Annotated in this window: 12 protein-coding genes and 1 other RNA gene; 7 read left to right on the top strand and 6 right to left on the bottom strand. The window is 67.3% G+C overall.

Going from position 1 to position 17,070, the window contains the following annotated elements; all coding sequences use genetic code 11:
• Window positions 1-57 precede the first annotated feature (57 nt).
• The 3 genes from XCC_RS00540 to ligD are packed head-to-tail and all read left to right on the top strand — an operon-like array spanning window position 58 to window position 4,406.
• Window positions 58-453 (top strand): hypothetical protein, encoded by a 396-nt coding sequence (locus XCC_RS00540; protein ID WP_016944732.1) that lies wholly within the window; start codon window positions 58-60, stop codon window positions 451-453.
• A complete protein-coding gene (locus tag XCC_RS00545; protein WP_011035362.1) occupies window positions 453-1,394 on the top strand; it encodes a Ku protein in 942 nt (313 codons plus the stop codon). Before XCC_RS00540 ends, XCC_RS00545 begins: the two co-directional genes overlap by 1 nt.
• Window positions 1,395-1,400: 6 nt before the next feature.
• Window positions 1,401-4,406 carry a non-homologous end-joining DNA ligase gene (gene ligD / locus XCC_RS00550; protein ID WP_011035363.1) on the top strand — a complete coding sequence of 1,002 codons (3,006 nt, stop codon included), beginning with the start codon at window positions 1,401-1,403 and terminating at the stop codon, window positions 4,404-4,406.
• 1,306 nt (window positions 4,407-5,712) lie between these two features.
• Here ligD and lldD read toward each other — a convergent pair.
• Together lldD and XCC_RS00560 are read right to left on the bottom strand one after the other, a co-directional pair.
• A complete protein-coding gene (lldD, locus tag XCC_RS00555) occupies window positions 5,713-6,873 on the bottom strand; it encodes an FMN-dependent L-lactate dehydrogenase LldD (protein WP_011035364.1) in 1,161 nt (386 codons plus the stop codon).
• 284 nt (window positions 6,874-7,157) lie between these two features.
• Window positions 7,158-7,724, bottom strand: coding sequence for a methyltransferase family protein (locus tag XCC_RS00560; protein WP_019237079.1), 567 nt, complete (start codon window positions 7,722-7,724; stop codon window positions 7,158-7,160).
• Between the two features lie 282 nt (window positions 7,725-8,006).
• Between XCC_RS00560 and XCC_RS00565 the strand changes: the two genes are divergently transcribed.
• The gene (locus tag XCC_RS00565) at window positions 8,007-9,110 is read left to right on the top strand and encodes a sensor histidine kinase (RefSeq protein ID WP_019237081.1); all 1,104 of its coding nucleotides are present in this window, start codon (window positions 8,007-8,009) and stop codon (window positions 9,108-9,110) included.
• Window positions 9,107-9,739, top strand: coding sequence for a response regulator transcription factor (locus XCC_RS00570; protein ID WP_011035367.1), 633 nt, complete (start codon window positions 9,107-9,109; stop codon window positions 9,737-9,739). Before XCC_RS00565 ends, XCC_RS00570 begins: the two co-directional genes overlap by 4 nt.
• 52 nt (window positions 9,740-9,791) lie before the next feature.
• On the opposite strand, the gene XCC_RS00575 is transcribed toward XCC_RS00570, so the two are convergent.
• Both XCC_RS00575 and XCC_RS00580 read right to left on the bottom strand, forming a co-directional pair.
• Window positions 9,792-9,866, bottom strand: a non-coding RNA gene (locus tag XCC_RS00575) — sX9 sRNA.
• A 146-nt stretch (window positions 9,867-10,012) separates the two neighbouring features.
• Complete coding sequence (locus XCC_RS00580; RefSeq protein WP_011035368.1) at window positions 10,013-11,386, bottom strand: hypothetical protein; 1,374 nt, start codon at window positions 11,384-11,386, stop codon at window positions 10,013-10,015.
• Window positions 11,387-11,747: 361 nt separating this feature from the next.
• Here XCC_RS00580 and XCC_RS00585 point away from each other — a divergent pair, with 361 nt between their 5' ends.
• Together XCC_RS00585 and XCC_RS00590 are read left to right on the top strand one after the other, a co-directional pair.
• Window positions 11,748-12,275: a hypothetical protein gene (locus XCC_RS00585; protein WP_019237082.1), complete on the top strand. Its 528-nt coding sequence runs from the start codon at window positions 11,748-11,750 to the stop codon at window positions 12,273-12,275.
• A gap of 125 nt (window positions 12,276-12,400) precedes the next feature.
• Window positions 12,401-12,784, top strand: a complete 384-nt coding sequence (locus XCC_RS00590; protein WP_019237083.1) for a hypothetical protein — start codon at window positions 12,401-12,403, stop codon at window positions 12,782-12,784.
• Window positions 12,785-12,993: 209 nt separating this feature from the next.
• On the opposite strand, the gene XCC_RS00595 is transcribed toward XCC_RS00590, so the two are convergent.
• Together XCC_RS00595 and XCC_RS00600 are read right to left on the bottom strand one after the other, a co-directional pair.
• On the bottom strand, window positions 12,994-13,377 hold the full coding sequence (locus XCC_RS00595; RefSeq protein ID WP_011035371.1) for a hypothetical protein: 384 nt from the start codon (window positions 13,375-13,377) through the stop codon (window positions 12,994-12,996).
• A complete protein-coding gene (locus XCC_RS00600; RefSeq protein WP_011035372.1) occupies window positions 13,374-16,715 on the bottom strand; it encodes a winged helix-turn-helix domain-containing protein in 3,342 nt (1,113 codons plus the stop codon). Before XCC_RS00600 ends, XCC_RS00595 begins: the two co-directional genes overlap by 4 nt.
• Between the last annotated feature and the right edge of the window lie 355 nt (window positions 16,716-17,070).

Here is a 17,070-nt window from a genome sequence, read left to right on the forward strand (position 1 = left end):
CTCACGGCGCCCGCGTTACTGCTGTGCTCCCCCAAACGCCAGCACGTGGAGTCCGCCATGCGCCCCCTGGACCGTCGCCCCGATCGTCGCCTGTTCAGCGCGCACGCTGCGCCGGCACCAACCGAGCGCAAGTGCCGTACGCCGCAGAGCGATGCGGTAGGTGTTGCGCAGGATTTCCACTGTTACAGCGTGGCCGATTTCCAGCGCCGTCGCCGGCGCGGCGGGCCCACCTGGCGCGATCTCTCTCCTGCGTATGCATTCGCCCGCGTCACCCACGCTGCCGACTGGCCACGCGGTGCAGATCTGCAATGCGAGCAGGCACTGGCCGCACAGTGGGAAAGCATGCGTGGCGATTCGCGGTTGGACTGGCCGCATGCCCGCGATGTGGTCGAGGACGCTTGGCTGGCGCTGGACCATATTCCCGATGCGGCCGTGCACGGAGTGGCGCACTGATGGCACGACCGATCTGGACCGGAACGCTGTCGTTTGGCCTGCTCAACGTGCCGGTGTCGCTGATGTCGGGCGAGCGCAAGGTGGACCTGCATTTCCGCATGCTCGATTCGCGCGACAAGAAGCCCATCCGCTTCGAGCGCGTCAACGCCGACACCGGCGACGAAGTGCCGTGGAAGGAGATCGTCAAGGCCTTCGAGTACGACAAGGGCAGCTATGTGATCGTCGAGGAGCAGGACATCCGCTCCGCAGCGCCGGAAAGTCACGAGACGGTGGAAGTCGAGACCTTTGTCGATGCCGCCGACATCGACCCGCGCTACTTCGAAAAGCCCTACATCCTGGTGCCCGGCAAGAAGGCCGAAAAAGGCTATGTGCTGCTGCGCGAGACCATGCGCGATACCGGCAAGGTGGGCATTGCCAAGGTGGTGATCCGCACCCGCGAATACCTGGCCGCCGTGATGCCGCAGGGCGATGCGTTGATCCTGCTGCTGCTGCGCTATCAGCAGGAAGTGGTGGACCCGGAAGATTTCAAGCTGCCGTCCGGGGCGGTGAGCGAGTACCGCATCACCGCCAAGGAGCAGGAGATGGCCAAGCAGCTGATCGAGTCGATGTCCGGCAGGTGGCAGCCGGAGGATTACCACGACGAGTTTCGCGGCAAGCTCGAGCAGATCCTGCGCAAGCGCATCCAGGCCAAGGGCGGCACCACGCAGGTGGACGACGAACCGGCCCCGCACGAAGACGCCACCACCAACGTGGTGGACTTCATGTCGTTGTTGCAAAAGAGCCTGCAAGCCAACACGCGTACCCCGGCAAAGAAAACCACGGCCGCGGCTGACACGGCGCCGGCCAAGAAAACCGCCACCAAGAAGGCGGCAAAGAAAGCGACCAAGAAAACCGCCACGAAAGCCACCAAGAAGGCGGCGCCGCGGCGCAAGGCCGGGTAAGCGCCGATGTCGTTGCGCGACTACACTCGCAAGCGCCGCTTCGACCAGACCCCGGAGCCGGCCGAGGACGCCGCGGCGACAGCGCATCGGCAGCCGATCTTCGTGGTGCAACTGCATCACGCCAGCTCGCGCCATTACGATTTTCGCCTGGAAGCCGATGGCGTGCTCAAGAGTTGGGCGGTGCCCAAGGGCCCGTCGCTGCGTGCTGGCGAAAAACGCCTGGCGGTGCAGGTGGAGGATCACCCGCTTGCGTACGCGGGCTTCGAAGGCGACATCCCGCAAGGGCAGTACGGGGCGGGGCACGTGCAGGTATTCGACCACGGCACCTGGCACTGCGATGGCGACGCGTTGGCGGCGCTGGATGCCGGCAAGCTGGACTTTGACCTGCAGGGCGACAAGCTGCGCGGTGGCTTTGCACTGGTACGCACACGCTTGCGTGGACGCCAGCCGCAGTGGTTATTGATCAAGCGCGACGATGCCCATGCCGCCGATCTGGACGCCGATGCGTTGGTAGCCGATTCCGATGCCACAGCGCAGGCGATTGAGACTCCATCGGCTGCAGCCGCACCGGCGCGCCGTGCCAAGGCCAGCCGTCGTCGACGCACGCCGGCCGAGGCGTTGGTGACAGAAAAATCCGCATCCGCCAGCCGCCCGCGTGCTTCCGCAGCCACACAGGCCCACTGGCGCACGCGCGCACTGGCCTTGCCGGGCGCGCGCGATGCGGCCTGCCCTACCGGCTTGCGCGCGCAGCTGACGTTGCTGCGCGCTGAGGCGCCGGATGGTGCGCAGTGGCCGCACGAGATCAAGTGGGACGGCTACCGGTTGTTGACCGATCTGGTCGATGGCCGGGCGCAACTGCGCTCGCGCAACGATCAGGCCTGGACGGACAGCTTTCCGGAAGTTGCCACGGCCGTGCAGGCGTTGCCGGTGCGCGATGCGCGCCTGGATGGCGAACTGGTGGTACTCGATGCGCAAGGCCGCAGCGATTTCTCCGCGCTGCAACGTGCCATCGACGGCACTGCGCGCCAGCCGTTGCGCTACCTGGTGTTCGATCTGCTCGGCGTTGCTGGCGTGGATCTGCGCGCCACCCCACTGCTGGAGCGCAAGCAGTTGTTGCGTGCGTTGCTCGGCGAAACGCCGGGCACGCTGGCCTATAGCGCGCATGTAATCGGCCGCGGACCGGAGGTGTTTGCCGCCAGTGCCGACAAAGGCTGGGAAGGCATCGTCAGCAAACGCGCGGACGCGCCGTACCGTGGCGGGCGCAGCGCCGATTGGGTCAAGACCAAGCACGAAGACAGCGACGAGTTCGTGGTGGTGGGCTACACCGACCCCAAGGGCGCGCGCAGCGGCTTTGGCGCCCTGTTGCTGGCACAGCTCGACGGCACGCAGCTGCGCTACGTGGGCCGGGTTGGGACCGGTTTCGATAGTGCGCTGCTCGGCGAGATCACCGCGCAATTGCAGGCATTGCACAGCCCGCAGCCCACGCTGGAATTACCCGCGCACATACCCAGCCGGCCGCGCGATGTGCACTGGGTGCGCCCGGTGTTGATCGCCGAGGTGGCGTTCCGTGGCTGGGCCAAGCAGGGCCTGCTGCGGCAGGCGGCCTTCAAGCGTTTACGCGAGGACAAACCAATGAGCGATCTGGGCGGCGACCGCGCCACACCGGGCAAGTCGCGGGGAGCACGCACGCGGACGGCTGCAGCTGCTGCGGGCAAGGCATCACGTGCTGCAGCGACGCGCACTGCGGCGGTATCGGCTGGCGGTTCGGCTGCGAAGCCGGGCAAGGCGGGCAAGTCGTCCACTGCAGCGGATGTCAGCACACCGTCGCGTGTCGCCAAACAACGTGTGACACCGGCCGCCAGTTCCGCTGCCAAGCCAGGAAAGCCGGGCAAGTCGTCCGCAGCGGCCACGGGCACTGCCTCGCCGCGTGCGGCCAAACGAGGTGCGGTGTCTACCGCCAGCGCATCGTCTACTCCGAAGTCGGGCAAGCGCAGCGTTTCCAGCGGGTCCGCAGCGTCCGGCAAGCCGGCCGCGCCGAGCAAGGCCGCATCGTCCAAAACGGCACGCACACCAGCTACGTCATCGGCAAGGAAAACCTCGACAGCAACGGCAGCGTCATCCATACGGAAAGCGAGGGCATCGGCCTCCAACGCGCCAGACGGCGTTGCCATTACCCATCCTGAGCGCGTGGTGTTCCCTGCCGCCGGCATCAGCAAGGGCGATGTGGCCGCGTATTACCGCGCGGTGGCACCGCTGGTGTTGCCGGAGATCGCGCGCCGGCCGTTGTCGTTGTTGCGCTGCCCCGATGGCGCTGCAGGTGCGTGCTTTTTCCAGAAGCACGAAGGCCGCCATCTTGGCGCGCACATCAAGGCGATCCCGCTGAAGCAGAAGAGCGGCACCGAAGATTATCTGTACATCGAGGATGTGGCCGGGCTGCTGGAATTGGTGCAGATGAACACCCTGGAGCTGCATCCCTGGGGCGCGCGGGTGGATGACCCCGAGCACCCCGACCGGCTGGTGTTCGACCTGGATCCGGGCGAAGGCGTGGCCTGGACGCAGGTGGTAGCCGCCGCACGCGAGATCCGCAGCAAGTTGCGTGCGGCCGGGCTCGAAAGCGCCGTGCGCCTGTCGGGTGGCAAGGGACTGCACGTGGTGGTGCCGATCGTGCCGCAGGCCAGCTGGGACCAGGCACGCGATTTCTGCGAAGCCTTCGCACAGGCCTTGGCCACTCAGGCCCCGGAGCGCTATGTGGCCACCATGAGCAAGGCCAAGCGTCACGGCGTGATCTTTGTCGACTGGCTGCGCAACGGGCGCGGCAATACCAGCGTGTGCTCGTGGTCGCTACGCGCGCGCGAGCACGCCACCGTGGCGGTGCCGCTACGCTGGGAAGAACTGGGCAAACTCAGCGGCCCGGATGCATTCCCGCTGGACAAGGCCGTGCAGCGCGCAAAGCGTCAGCGCAATGATCCCTGGGCGGATGTGCTGGCGTTGAAGCAGGTGTTGCCTGGCTAGGTGCCAGGTGCAGATTTTGTCCGGCTAGGTGCCAGGTGCAGATCATGCATGATGGGCCTGCGGCACTTTGCCGGTGGCGTGCGCTAGATATGATCGGAATAGCTGAGGGCAGCACCTCTCACGTAGGAGCGCGCTCGCGCGCGATGAAGCTGTCACGGGAATGCCTCATCGCGCGCAAGCGCGCTCCTACGACGGCCGACGGCTGCGGGAGTGCCGCGGCATCAGACCACGCACCAAGATTCGTCGGCTCGGCCTATGCGCCGTAGACCTCGATGCAATATGTGGTTCATTCGGGCATCAAGCCACGTAGGAGCGCGCTCGCGCGCGATGAGGCCTTCCCGGTAACGCTCCATCGCGCGCAAGCGCGCTCCTACGACGGCCGACGGCTGCGGGAATGCCGGGACATCAGACCAGGCACCAAGATTTGTCGGCTCGGCCTGTGCGCCGTAGACCTCGATGCAATCTGGGGTTCATCCGGGCATCAAGCCACGTAGGAGCGCGCTCGCGCGCGATGAGGCCTTCCCGGGAATGCCCCATCGCGCGCAAGCGCGCTCCTACGACTGCCGACGGCTGCGGGAATGCCGGGACATCAGACCAGGCACCAAGATTTGTCGGCTCGGCCCTGTGCGCCGTAGACCTCGATGCAATCTGGGGTTCATCCGGGCATCAAGCCACGTAGGAGCGCGCTTGCGCGCGATGAAGCCTTCCCGGGAATGCCCCATCGCGCGCAAGCGCGCTCCTACGACTGCCGACGGCTGCGGGAGTGCCGCGGCATCAGACCACGCACCAAGATGCGTCGGCTCGGCCCTGTGCGCCGTAGACCTCGATGCAATCTGGGGTTCATCCGGGCATCAAGCCACGTAGGAGCGCGCTTGCGCGCGATGAGGCTTTCCCGGTGATGCCCGATCGCGCGCAAGCGCGCTCCTACGACAGCTGTCGTGTCCGGAGAGGTGGGGTCAGACCAGACACAACGGATGTGCCGGCTTGGATTAGGTTCCATGTCTTCAATGCAATCAGGTGCGCGCGGCGGCATCGCAGGCCACGTAGGAGCGCGCTTGCGCGCGATGAGGCTTTCCCGGTAACGCTCCATCGCGCGCGCAAGCGCGCTCCTACGAAAGGCGCAGAGTTGGTTGCTGTGAGGTAACCATGTCTGTTGCTAGCTCAACCAACAGCAGCAAGCCCAGGACATCGAAAACCGTGCGCGCGCGATGCTCTAACGATTCCCGATTCCCGATTCCCGATTCCCGATTCCCGATTCCCGATTCCCGATTCCCAATCCCCAATCCCCAATCCCCAATTTCCAGCCTCAAGGCACAACCGCCGCCTCGCGCGTTACCCGGCTCAACGCGTCGCCGCTGATCTCGGCCACCGAATGCGTGCCGGTGAGGATCATCGCCACGCGCATCTCGCGCTCGATCAGGGTCAGCAGGTTTTCCACGCCGGCCTGGCCGCCGGCGGCCAGTGCGTAGACGAACGCGCGGCCGAGCAATACGGCATCGGCACCCAGCGCCAGCATGCGCACCACATCTAACCCACTGCGAATGCCCGAGTCGGCCAGGATCTTCAGCTCGCCCTTCACTGCATCGGCAATCGCCGGCAATGCGCGCGCGCTGGACAGCACGCCATCGAGCTGGCGCCCGCCATGGTTGGACACCACGATGCCGTCGGCGCCGAAGCGCACCGCGTCGCGTGCGTCCTCCGGGTCGAGGATGCCCTTGATCACCATCGGCCCGGTCCAGAACTCGCGGATCCATTCCAGGTCCTTCCACGAGATGGAGGGGTCGAAATTGGCCGCCAGCCAGCCGATGTAATCCTGCAATCCGGTGGGGCTGCCGCGGTAGGTGGAGATGTTGCCCAGGTCATGCGGTTTGCCGAGCAGGCCCACGTCCCACGCCCAGCGCGGGTGCGTCATCGCCTGCAGCATGCGCCGCAGCGACGCGTTAGGCCCGCTCATGCCCGAGTGCGCATCGCGGTAGCGCGCGCCGGGCGTGGGCATGTCCACCGTGAACACCAGCGTGGTCACCCCGGCGGTCTTGGCGCGCTCCAGCGCGTTGCGCATGAAGCCGCGGTCCTTGAGCACATACAGCTGGAACCACATCGGGCGGTCGATCGCTGGTGCCACTTCCTCGATCGGGCACACCGACACCGTGGACAGCGTGAACGGAATGCCGCGCGCAGCGGCTGCACGCGCGGCCTGCACTTCGCCGCGGCGTGCGTACATGCCGGTGAGCCCCACCGGTGCCAGCGCCACCGGCATCGCCAGCGTCTCGCCGAACAGCTCGGTGCTCAGGCTGAGATCGGACATATTGCGCAGCACGCGCTGACGCAACGCGATATCCGCCAGGTCCGAGACATTGCGCCGCAAGGTGTGCTCGGCATACGCGCCGCCATCAATGTAGTGGAACAGGAACGGCGGCAAGCGGGCTTCGGCGGCGGCGCGGTAATCGGAAGCGGCAGAAATGATCATCGAAGGCGGGGAGCGGCGGGGGCAGCCTCAGAGTGTAAGACGATCGCCCGTGGCGCGAACCGTCGCGGCCAACGCGCACACGTGGGTGTACAGCGATGCAGGCGGCCGCCGCGGATGTGCCCGGATGCGCAGCCGCGGCCGAATCACGGCATCTTCGCTATCACGCCGCTCCTGCGGCGGTGCCACAGCATAGCGGCGGCACCGCAGGCGCCATGCACACCGAATCGCTGTCCATCCCAACGAAGCGTAGCCACACGGGGATCCCGCTGTGACCACGCACGTGTTCACCACACCAGTGGCAGCAGGCGCCAGCTCTGGGTGGCGTAGTCGGCGTAGCGGGTGGGGAAGGCGCGGCGCAGCGCGGCTTCTTCCACGCGGATGCGGCGCAGGAAGACCCAGGTCACCGGCAGCACGATCACCAGCAGCGACAGCGCATTGCCCATGCCCAGCGCCATCCCGTAGAAGCACAGCAACGCGCCGGTGTAGGAGGGGTGGCGCAACCAGCGGTATGGGCCGCTCCGCACCAGCTGGTGGTCGGCCTGGATGGTGACATCCACCGTGAACCAGCGCGCCAGCACCTGGATCGCCCACACCCGCAGCCCCAGGCCGCCGGCGATCAGTGCACAGGCACCCCAGCGCAGCGGCTCCTGCCAGGCCGGCGGCCAGTGGCTGATGCCGGCGAAGGCCAGCCCCACCGCCACCGCGATCGACAGCGACAACACCCGCCACAACTGGCCCAGCGTGCCTTGGTCGTGCGCCCCGCCATCAGGGGCGCGACGTTGCCGGCGCAACCAGAGTTCGTAGCCCACCCAAAGCAGGCTGAGCGCGGTGAGCAGGTGAGATGCAGACATGGGTGACTCCAGGAATGAGGGCGGTGGTGAGGAGCGATGTGCCAGGGCGACGGTGTGCATGGTGGAGAAGGGCCGCATCTGCAAGGCCGGTGCTGCGGGTGCCCTGCAGCGTGTTTCCAGGGGCCTGCATCACCTGGCAGAACCGTCACTCGGCCAGTGACCCCAGTCTGCCCAGGCGCGGCACCGGCCACAGTGGCCGCAGGTCATCGATCCCACCTGCCGGAAGTCACTTTCTGCATCGCCGCCATTGCTGTTGGCGGGTGCGGCGGTCAGCATCGCCGCATGACAACTCTCCTGCGTGATCTGCTCAAACCCCTGAACCTGGCCGGCGTGTTCACCATCGCCGCGGTCGCCCTGTCGTTCGGCCAGGATCTTGCGCCGCACGGGCTGTGGCGCTGGGCCACGGTGATCGGCTTCACCGCCCTGTTCCTGTTTCGCGCGTTGCTGCCGCCACGGCCGCTGCCACAGCATGCGGCGCTGCTGCTGCAGGCCCTGCTGGCGGTGGCACTGATCTGGCTGGAACCACGCACCGGCACCTCGCCGGTGCTGCTGGTGCTGGTGGCCGCGCAGGCGGCCATGCGCTGGCCGCCGCCGCAGGTGCTGGCGCTGATGCTGGTATTGAACGCGGCCATGTACGCGGTGTTCGTGCTGGCGGGTGTGCCGCGTCCCTTCCTGATGGTGGCCATCTACACCAGCTTCCAGGCGTTTGCCGCGCTCACCGCCAACTATGCGCGCAGCGCCGAGCGCGCCCGCGATGCGCTGGTCTACGTCAATGCCGATCTGCTGGCCACCCGCGCGCTGCTGGCCGACAGCGCCCGCGACGCCGAGCGGCTGCGCCTGGCCCGCGAGCTGCACGATGTGGCCGGCCACAAACTCACCGCCATGCGCATCCACCTGCGCCTGCTGCGGGCCGAACCGGCGCTGGCCCCGCGCGAGGACCTGCGCATGCTGGAGCAGTTGTCCGGCGAGCTGCTGGGCGATATCCGCAGCGTGGTGCAGTCCTTGCGCGACGATGCCGGGCTGGATCTACACACCGCATTGCACGCGCTGGCCGCGCCGTTCCCGCGGCCGGCATTGCGGCTGCAGATCGATGCGCAGGTGCGCGTGAGCGACCCGCAGGTGGCCGAAGCGCTGGTGCGGCTGGTGCAGGAAGCGCTGACCAACGCCGCCCGCCACGGCGATGCCGACACGGTGACCGTGGCGGTGCGCTGCGACGCCGGCGCGTTGTGTGTGGACATCCAGGACGATGGCCGCTGCGCCGAGCAGATCCACGAAGGCAACGGCATTGCCGGCATGCGCGAACGCCTGGCCGCCCTGAGTGGGCAGCTCGACCTGCGCCGCGCCGCCCACGGCGGCCTGCACCTCACCGCCAGGCTGCCGGCATGAGCGCGCTCCGGATCGCCCTGGCCGATGACCAGGTGCTGGTGCGTGCGGCCTTGCGCGCGCTGTTGCAGCAGCAGGGCATCACCGTGGTCTGCGAGGCCGACGACGGCCAGGCCCTGCTCGATGCGCTGGCCACGCACAACGTGGACGTGGTGCTCAGCGACATCCGCATGCCCGGCCTGGACGGCATTGCCGCGCTGGAACAATTGCGCGCGCGCGGCGACCGTACCCCCGTGCTGCTGCTCACCACCTTCGACGACAGCGAGCTGCTGCTGCGTGCCTGCGAGGCCGGCGCGCAGGGGTTCCTGCTCAAGGACGCCGCGCCGGACGACCTGCACGAAGCCATCGCCCGCGTGGCCGCCGGCGAGACCCTGCTGCAGCCGGTCAGCACCGACCCGGTACGCGCCCGCTACCAGTTCCGCGACCAGCAGGCCCCGCGCGAGACCTTCAACGAACGCGAGGTGGCGATCCTGCGCCTGCTCGCCGGCGGCTACTCCAACAAGGAAATTGCCCGCACCCTGTTTCTGGCCGAAGGCACGGTGAAGAACTATGTCTCCACCATCCTGGACAAGCTCGGCACCCGCGACCGCACCCGCGCGGTGCTGAAGGCGATTACGTTGCGGGTGATTTGAGGGCGGCGCTGCTGCCATTCCATACCCGCAGCGCGACCGAGACTATAAGAGCGGCTAACAAAACGTAGCGAGCAGCCGTCAGGTGGGTGCGGACGGCGCGGAGGAACCGGAGTGTACGGGGGTACATGCCGATTCCGAGCACCGGCCGAGCCCGCCTGGCGGCTGCGCAGTAGTTTTGATAGCTGCTCTAAATCGCGGCGCCGCAGCTGCAGCGATCCGCGAGTACCGACAGCGGGCCGGTGCGCCCTTGCAGGCGTGCCGGCCCGCCAGCGCTTACTCCTGCGGCAGCTTGGAAATTGCGATCCCGACGATCAGCGGCTGCTCGGATGTCGTGGTGCCGGTGAAGCTTTGCCCTGATTCGCTCAGGCTCCAACCGGCCTTTTCGCTGCCGCCTTCGGCTTCGAAGGTGAACGGGCCGATGCGCAGCCCGGTCGAGACCTTGAACATCTCGGAGAACTTGCTGAAGGACGACTTGCTGGTGGTGATGGTGAAGGTCGGCTTGTAGCCCACGTACATACCGGTCTTGAGGAGACCGAAGAAGCCCTTCTCGCCAAACACGGCCTGGGTGCCGTCCTCGCCGAACGCGCTATAGCCCTTTACGAACGGGCCGTTGCGCTTGCTGCGCACGAACGGGCCGTTGTACCAGTCGCTGGGCTGGATCTGGATCAGGTCCAGCGCTTCGAACTCCACCGAAACGTCGAGTTCGTTGTCGGTCTCGAACTCGTCGATGCGCTGCCACTTGCCGGCGACTCGGACTTCCCAGAACAGCTGGCGAATCTTGGCCGAACCGCCGGCCCAGGTCTTGCTGTAGTCGTAGGCCGCATCGCGGTTGGTGAAGCCCATGGTGGCGCCCGCCGGGCCCTGGCCGGCCTGCACCGCATCAATCCACTCGCTGGCGCTTTGTGCCACCGACCAGTTAGGCACCAGCGGGAACTTGGACAGCGCCGGATCGTTGAGCTTGGCGTAGAAGTTCTCATTGGCCATCTGCTTCTGAGCCTCGCCCAGGCCCGGCGTGTTGGCCTGCACGACCAGCGCGTTGTAGGTGAGCTGCGCCTGGTCCATCTTGACCTGCATGGTGCTGATCTTGTTCTGCCAACCGGCGCCGGCCGGCGAACCCAGCCATTTGGTGAAGGTCGGGTCGTTGTCGGTGACATCGTCCTGATACACCGAGCGCGCCTGGTTGTAGGCGATGGTGTAGCCGTTGCTGGCGGCGGTCAGCGCGTCGTCGGCCGCTTTGATCTTCTGCCGCAGTGAGGCGTCGTCGGTCGCGGCCGGGATCACGTTGAGGAATTCCTGGTAGGCCTGGTTGAGGCGATCGCCGCTGGACACGAAGGCGCCGACCGCGCTCCATTGCGGCGACGTGGAGCAGAAGTCGTACTGTGCGGTGCCGATGAAGCCCGCCTGCTGCATCGGCCAAGCCCAGGTCGTGAACGGATAGACCATCTGGAACGTATCCGGGGTGGCCCCGATGGCATCGGTCAGCGCGCGGTACAGCAGGCCCCAGGGCTTCTGGTCGTAGTCGGCGGCCTGCAGCGCGGCGGCATCGGCCTGGCGACGCTGCGCGGCGGTCTGGCGGAACAGCGACACCGGGGAATCGTGCGCCTCGGCGGTCGGGGTGTCGGAAGCATTGTTGGTATGGGTGAGCATGGGTGCGTCTCGGTGGACCGCAGCGATTGCTGCGGCAGGTGCCTGGGGCCGCCGACATCGCGGCGGTGGCGTCCGGTCGGCACGGAGCCGGACACAGCCCACCCTGCCGCGCCGCGCCTCGGCGTTGCCTTACCGCAACCTGCCGGACTGCAAGCCTATGAAGCGCTTGGGATTTTTTCGCTGCATGGCGCTGGCGGGGTCGCCTGGTGCAGATGTGCAATACAGGTGGCGGGACGCGTCGGCCGCAACCGTAAGCTGTCCGTCAGGTCCGCGCGGCCGGTTGCCGGCAGGGTGGCGCTGCGGCCCACGCGCCGCCCGGAGACCGCATTGCGCGCTCCGGTCTCCGACCAGGACTACCGCCATGCGCTTGTTCCATAAGTTTGTCTTGCTGACGCTGTCGATGCTGTTCGCGGCATGCAGCACGCCCGTCCCGCGGGCCGCGCCCTCTGCGCCGCCACAGGCGCTGTTCAAGGGCACCGACGTTTCCGAAACCGATGTGATTGCACGTTCCAAGCAGGAAGGCTGCCAGCTGATCCCGTACGACACCAAGCGCAGCACCTGCGTGGACCAAAATGCAGGCCTGCATGACCCGACCGCCTGCGACGCGCTGGCATGCCAGAAGGCGGCCGGTAATGCCGCCAACCGCCTGCGTCTGGCGGCATGGCAGAGTTGCGTGGACCGGCGCACATTGATCAACGGCGCGTTCGACAGCACGCTCAAGGACCTGGACGCCTTCAAGAGAGGGCCGAGCTACAAGAACTGGAATCAGCCGGGCAAGAACGCGATGGCCACGCTGATCACCAAGATCAAGGCCGGCCAGCCGGGGCATGCAATCGCGCTGAAGAACGCAACCAGCACCCTGAAGGACTGCAAGAAAATCGTGAACTGAACCGTGCTCCCTGGCGGGCGTGGTCCGCCAGGGACACGCCGGTGCCGGGCCAAGCACGAAGGCCGTCCTCGGCGATGAGAGCCGCTCGGGGAAGCATCGCGCTCCGGTCCGCTGCGGAGTCCGTCATGCGCCTGGTCCGATACCTCATCGTGTTGATCGTCCTGCTCTCCACCAGCGCCTGGGCGGCACCCACCCAGCCCGAACTCCCCGGTGCCTGGGCACGCGCTGCGCTGCATACGCTGCCTCGAAGCGAGCGCGACCTCAAGGTGCTGATCACCCCCTGCGCGGTGGCACCGGGGGCGGCGGCGCCCCGGCCTTGCGCCAGCCCGGCGATCGCCGTGGGCTCAATGGCCTGCGCGCGCCACCGCCGCTGTCCGCCTTGGAACGGCCACGGCGGGGTACCGGGCGGGCTGGCCATCCGCGGCCAGATCAACGTGGCTTTCAGCAACGAGCCCGAGCCGGGCGTACGGTTGCAGCCGCACGCATGGGTGCGCGCAGGGGCGATCTGAAAGTGCTGGCAGCGCCCTGAATATCGGGCAGCGTGGGATCTGTCCGAGCGATGCGCCCGTCTTGCGGGCATGGTCCAGCGAACACCCCGACAACGCGCCGTTGCAGCATCACGCGCTCAGTCGGTACATCTCATCCACCTGTGACGCGCCATCGGCGGCAACGCAAACACCTGTCCAGCGGCCGGCCGCCAGACAGGTGCGGCCATGCCTTACTGCGGGGAGATTTGCGGGTCGTTCCCGACCTGCGGGTCGCAGCTGAAACGCGTCTCGCGCTGCATGTCTTCGACGATGACGGTGAAGAAGATCAGTGTGGCCCGGTCATTGGCATTGACGAAAGAGACCCAGCGGCCATCGCCGTCGTACTTGATCTGACTGATCTGGTTCTGCGAGTCCGAGCTGATCAGGTTTCTGATGCGAAAGTTGAAAGGCACAGCCTTGTCGAAGGCATATTTGATCGTCACGTTTCTCGCTAATGGCTCGAGAAGCATCAGGTCGGGCTCAAAGCGATAGATGTATTTGCCTTTCCCGGTATTACCGCCAAAATCGACGTAAGCAACGGAGAGCTCCGTGTGCATTTCCTTTTGTTCCGTCATGACTTGTCCTGTCCTTTGAAAAGCGGGGCATAGAGGGAGACGAACCCCGGGTGGCGGTAGCCCGCTTGGTACAGCCATCCGAGCTGTTGCGTAACGGCGGTGCGTTGCCCCAGATGCACGTGCGCGCGGATCCAGGGGTCAAGCAAATTCTTGTCGCGGCTGTTGCCCGCGTCCTTGCCGAGCACCGCCAGCGCGCGTTGCCACGCCGTGCGCGCACCGGTGTCATCGCTGGCGGCGGCGCGTTGTTCGCCGTGCCAGACCAGCGCCTGGGCCAGCGCTGAAATACCGACCACTTCATCGGGTTTTGCGCGGTGCAGGGTTTCCAGCCGGGCCACGATCGGGGCGAAGTCCTGCGCCAGCGGTGGTGCGCGCGCGGCCTGCATGCGCAGCGCGATGACCGCATCCAGCCATTGCCACTCCGGTAGTGGCTGCGCCTGTTGCAGCAGCTCGGCCATGGTCTGCTGCGCACGCGCCAGCTGCTGCGCGGCGTCCCCTGCGTGCCCATCCAGCGCGGCCACCCAACCGGCCTGCGCATAGGCGTGCGCCAGGTCGCGCCGCCACGCCACATTGTCCGGCTGCAGCGCCGCCAACGGCTGCAGCAGACGCAGACTCTCTCGCGCATCTTGCTGCGCCTGCACCAAGTGGCCACGCGCCAGCGCCAGGTTGGACGTGCGAATCAACGAGCCGGCCAGACGCCGCCGCCACGCATGTGCATCCGGGTCTTTATCCACCAGCACCCGCAGCATGGCGAGTTGCTCGCGATAGCCCTGCTCGGCCGGCGCCAGCAGGCCCTGGTTTTCCTGCGCAAGGCTCAGCCCCGAGAGGCTGTCGATCAATTCATAACGCAGCGATGCGTTGTCCGGTGTGCGCGCTACCAGCACGCGCTTGAGTGCGATGTCGCGCGCAAAAAAACCAATTGCCGTTGGGGCATTGCCTTGCGTGGTCGCCAGCATCGCCAGGTTGTTGAGTGCGTACGACAACTCCAGCTGCCAGCGCGGATCGTCCGGCTTGGCGCGCACCAGCCATTCGCTCGCGGCCAGATACTGCGCCCAGTGCCTGCGCGCCAACGGGAACTGCTTGTTGCGGTAGGCCATGGCGCCAAGCCAATACGCCGCCTGGCCGGTTTCCGCATGCGCCTCCAAGACATCCGGGGCAAGCGTACGTGCCTGCGCGGCGGTGGCTGCGGCGCGGGTGAAGGCCGCATGCGCCTGGTCCAGCTTGCCCTGATTCATCAGTACTTCGCCGGTGGTGCGCAGGGCGCGGGCGTGGTTGATCAGATCGCCGGCCTGCATGCTGGCATTGGGCAGTTCTTCCAGATACCGCAGTGCGCGCGTGCCCACGCTGTCGAGCAGTTTGAGATTGCCCACGGTGCGCAACTGCTCGGCCAGATCGCCCAGCATGTAGCCCACCAGTTGTTGCGCTTCGTCGCGGCGTTGTTCGGCCACTTGCTGCGCCTGGCGCGCCTGCCAGCCCAGCAGCAGCGACGCGCTGGCCAGCACCACCAGCAAGGCCGCGGCCGCGGCATACAGCCCGCGCCGTTGCCGGTGCGCGCGCTCGCAGGCGTGCAGGAACGCCAGGTCCAGCGCGTCCAGGTCCTGCGGCATGCGCCGCGCCGCTTCGCGTGCCTCGCTCAGGGGGCGGCCGCTGTTGAGCAGGTGATCGTCACGGCGGCCCTCGCTGGCCCAGCGTTGCGCGGCCAGTTGCAGGCGCTTGCGTGCCTGCAGCAGGCGGCGGTTTTCATGGATCCATTCGCTGGCGCGCGGCCATTGCCGCAGCAGGGCTTCGTGCGCCACCGCAAAGCCCGGCTCGCCGGCAACCAGTTCGCTGACGAACAGGCGCGCCTGCACGAAGGCATCCACCAGTGCGCGCGCGCCACTGGCATCGGGCAATGCCGACCACACCGCCCGCCGCGCGGTGACTGCTGCGCTGTCGGGGTGGATCACGCTCACCTGGGTGAGTACGTCGCCCAGGGCCGCCTGCGCAGGTGCGGGCAGGGCGCGGAAGGTCTGTTCTGCATGGTGCGCCAGTGCGCCTTCCAGTCCACCCAGTGCGCGATACGCGGCGAAGGTGAGCAGGCCATCGTCGCTGCGGCGTTCGTGCAGCGCCTGCAGCAGATGCTGCAGCAGCGGCAGTGCATCGGGTTGGCGCGCGGTGGCGTCGCGCAGCACATCGTCCAGGCGGCTGGCGCTGTCGTGGTCTTCTTCGAAACGCAGCCCGGCCATCGCCGCAGGCACGCGGATGATCTGGCCGATCTCGCCGTCGCGTGGCGGCAGCAGATCCACATGGCCATCGCCACGTTTGAGCTCCACCAGCTCCGGCACCGCTTCGATCAGCCGTGGATAGAAATCGCTGCGGGTCGCCATCAGCACCGCCACGTGCGCGCTGCTGCAGAGCGCCTGCAGCAACGCCGTGCACGCAGCACGGTCCTGCGCGGTGATGCCGGGTGTGGCCACCAGTGCTTCGGCATGGTCGATCACCAGCAACAGATGGCGGTGGGTCTGCACGGTCTCGCGGGCGGGGGCGGCGTGGCGCATCGCCTCGGCAATGGCCGCATGCAACGCCGCCGGCTGCGTCAGCCACTGCGTGCAGGTGGCCATCTGCGCGGCAGAAAACACCGCGCGCCCGTCCGCTGCCCACTCGGCCAATGCACGCGTCAGCGTGTCGGCCACATCGCCGCCGCGGCACGCCGCCAGGCTGCAATACGCCACCGCCACCGCCTGCAGGCCATCCAGCCCGCCGGGCTGCGCCAGCAACGGCACCACACCGGCGCGCAGCAACGAGGTCTTGCCGCAGCCGCTGGCCCCGCTGAGCAGCACCAGCGCGCGCTGGCTCTGCAACTGCGCGCGCACCGCGGCAAGCACCTGCGCAATGGCGTGGCTGCGGCCGAAGAACACCTCCGCATGGTCCGGGTCGAACGCGCGCAGGCCCACGTACGGGCTGCCGTGCCCCCACGCACCCATGCCCGGCAACGCACCGCGGTAATCCTCGGGAAAGATCACCTTCGGCAGCAGCCGGTAACCACGTTTGCGGATGGTTTCGATGAAGCGTGGCTGGCGGCTGTCGTCGCCCAGCTTGCGGCGCAGCTGGGCGATGGTCTTGTGCACCGGGTTGTCGCCATAAAAGCTGCCGTGCCAGACATCGATCAGCAATTGCTCGGCGCTGATCACCTCGCCGGCACGCTCGGCCAGCGCCACCAGCACCTCCATCATGCGCGGCTCCAGCGTGATGCGTTCGCCGTCGCCAATCAGCATGAGCCGCTCCGGCTCGACCAGCAATGGCCCAAGGCGGAACCGCGGGACAGAGCCCAGCTGCGTGACGCGCTCGCTTCGGAGGGACATTCGCTTGACTACCGGTCGTACAGCTGAAAGGGGCCTTGACGATCGCCAATAGGGCGCGGACAGGCACGGCACGGCAGGGCCGGAACATAGCACAGCCACTGGTGCCGAAATTCGACCATGGTCTCTGTTCGCCGCGCGGCGTCTGGGGTCACGCCAAGGTGTGCTGTGAAGGTGCATTGCGGGCGCCCACGCGCTGAGGTGAAGGCGCGCTGCCTCGGTATCGGCGGGCGGCGTTGCACCTGCGGCACAGGCACCGGTTGCGTGCGCAGCGCTGCCGACCGATGCGCTTCCATACAGCAGCGTGTGGAAGCGCGCGTAGTCCGATGCACGCACTGGCCGTCACGCCAGCCAGCGC

The sequence above is a fragment of the Xanthomonas campestris pv. campestris str. ATCC 33913 genome, assembly GCF_000007145.1.
Classification (GTDB): Bacteria; Pseudomonadota; Gammaproteobacteria; order Xanthomonadales; family Xanthomonadaceae; genus Xanthomonas; species Xanthomonas campestris.